Source organism: Actinoplanes sp. NPDC048791 (assembly GCF_040650095.1).
Lineage (GTDB): Bacteria > Actinomycetota > Actinomycetes > Mycobacteriales > Micromonosporaceae > Actinoplanes.
On record NZ_JBEZGQ010001234.1, the window covers coordinates 1 to 2219 of the forward strand.

At 68.6% G+C, this 2219-nt stretch carries 3 protein-coding genes and 1 pseudogene; all 4 read left to right on the forward strand.

Annotation, left to right across the window (positions count from 1 at the left end; genetic code table 11):
* A pseudogene (locus tag AB0C29_RS44775) lies at window positions 1-435 on the forward strand (histidine kinase); the annotation flags it as partial.
* Window positions 432-836 (forward strand): roadblock/LC7 domain-containing protein, encoded by a 405-nt coding sequence (locus AB0C29_RS44780; protein WP_014447580.1) that lies wholly within the window; start codon window positions 432-434, stop codon window positions 834-836. The pseudogene AB0C29_RS44775 and the gene AB0C29_RS44780, both read left to right, overlap by 4 nt.
* A 92-nt stretch (window positions 837-928) precedes the next feature.
* Window positions 929-1303 carry a DUF742 domain-containing protein gene (locus AB0C29_RS44785; protein WP_184998576.1) on the forward strand — a complete coding sequence of 125 codons (375 nt, stop codon included), beginning with the start codon at window positions 929-931 and terminating at the stop codon, window positions 1301-1303.
* Between the two features lies 1 nt (window position 1304).
* Complete coding sequence (locus AB0C29_RS44790) at window positions 1305-1892, forward strand: ATP/GTP-binding protein (RefSeq protein WP_184998575.1); 588 nt, start codon at window positions 1305-1307, stop codon at window positions 1890-1892.
* Window positions 1893-2219 lie beyond the last annotated feature (327 nt).

A 2219-nucleotide genomic window follows, 5' to 3' on the forward strand; every position in this document is an offset into this window, starting at 1 on the left:
GGGGAACCGGCGCGCTCGGTCGGGGTGCCGCAGCAGGCCTCCCCGGAGTCCCGCGGCGACCGCGAGCCGGCCCCGGTCGGCGCTGTCGCGGCGAACGGAAACGGCAACAGCTCACTGAACGGCGCCGTCTCGAGCCCGTGGCAGACCGCCGCGGACGACGGCTGGCAGGCCGCCCGCAAGGCGGCCGAGATGCCGGTCGACACCACGACGACGGCAGGTCTGCCGCGCCGCACGCCGATGGCACAGCTCGTGCCGGGTGGCGTCGACCGGGCCGAGACCTCCGTACAACGCCGCACACCCGAGGCGGTTCGCGGGCTCCTGTCCGCTTACCATCGCGGGGTGCAGCGGGGTCGCACGAAGGAAAATTCGACCAACCCGGAGGAGACTCCGGGAGGGCAGCAGTCCTCGCAGGCTGGCAAGGAGCATGAAGCATGACAAGTACGCAGGATCTGGGTTGGCTGCTCGCCAACTTTGCCGACCGCGTTCCCGGGGTGGCGCACGCGATCGCGGTCTCCGCCGACGGTCTGCTTCTCGCGGCCTCCAGGGACCTTCCGCGTGACCGCGCCGACCAGCTGGCGGCTATCGCCTCCGGCCTGGTCAGCCTCACTCAGGGCGCCGCGAGGTGCTTCGAGGGTGGTGCGGTGCTGCAGACGGTCGTCGAGATGGACAACGGGTTCCTCTTCCTGATGTCGATCTCCGACGGTTCGTCGTTCGCCGTGCTCGCAGCCCGCAGCTGCGACGTCGGTCAGGTGGGCTACGAGATGGCGCTCCTGGTCGACCGGGTCGGCGAGGCGCTCACGCCCGCGCCGCGGTCCGCGGCCGGAGTTCTCGGCTGAACGGATGGTCCGCCGGCTCCGTCCGGCATCTGTCCAAAAGCTTGACGACAAGAGACACTTCTATGGGCCAAGGGATGGGGTGAGCGGTGACGATGCCCGAACGCGATGAGCCGACCGGAGCACTGGTCAGACCGTACGCCGTGACCCGTGGCCGGACCCGGCCGAAGCTGGAAATCGCGCTGGAAGCGCTCGTCGAGACCACCGTGCGTGGCCGTTCCACCGGAGCGGGCAGGGGCGGGAGCGAACACCAGTACATCGCGGCGATGTGCGACGGCGGCAGAGTGCAGTCGCTGGCCGAGATCGCCGCACGCATGCAACTGCCGCTCGGGGTGGCTCGAGTGATCGTCGCGGACATGGCCACCGATGGCCTGGTCGCGGTGTACGAGCCGACATCGCTTGATGATGAGTCCGATGCGGTGGGTACGGAACTGCTGGAAAGGGTGCTGAGTGGACTTCGCAGGCTCTGACATGTCGCGCCGGCCGGCCGCCGGGCGTGTGACATCGGCGAAGATTGTCATCGCCGGTGGTTTCGGCGTCGGTAAGACGACGCTGGTGGGGTCGGTCTCTGAGATCACCCCGCTGACCACCGAGGCGATCATGACCTCCGCCGGTGTTGGTGTCGACGACAACCGGCAGGTGCCGGGTAAGACGACGACCACGGTGGCAATGGACTTCGGCCGGATCAGCATCGACCGGGATCTGATCCTCTACCTGTTCGGCACGCCTGGCCAGACGCGGTTCTGGTTCATGTGGGACGAACTGGTCAGGGGAGCCATCGGTGCGGTGGTCATGGTGGACACGCGTCGGCTCGCCGACTGCTTCGCCGCCATCGACTTCTTCGAGCACCGACGGCTGCCGTACCTGGTCGCCATAAACTGCTTCGACGGTATGCAGTACCACAACGCCCAGGACGTTCGCGACGCGCTCGCGATCTCCAGCGACGTACCCGTGGTGAGCTGCGACGCCCGTAACCGTGAGTCGACGAAGAACGTACTGATCTCGCTGGTCGAGTATGTGCTGACTATGCGTCGCTCGCGTGCGGTAGCGCCGGCCTGACAGGCTGCTGAAGGTCCCGCTCTGCCCGACAGAGCGGGACTTTTGCATGCCCGCAGCAGTTTCGGGGGTGGCTTCATCGCTGCGCCTGGCCGGAGCGTCGGTCGGGGTTGAGGTCGCTACCTCGCGCGCGTGGCGGCGGTCCGGCGCAGGGCCACCGCTGCCCGTAGTGCGGCTGTGGATCTCCTTCTTCTGATGGCTCAGGTCCTCGCGAAGTTGAGTCGCACGCCCGCCGCCGTATCCCGCCGTGCCTTCCCGGGCCGCCCGGCCTTGCCAGGCCCGCCCGGCCTTGCCAGGCCCGCCCGGCCTTGCCTTGCCCGGCCGGCTTGC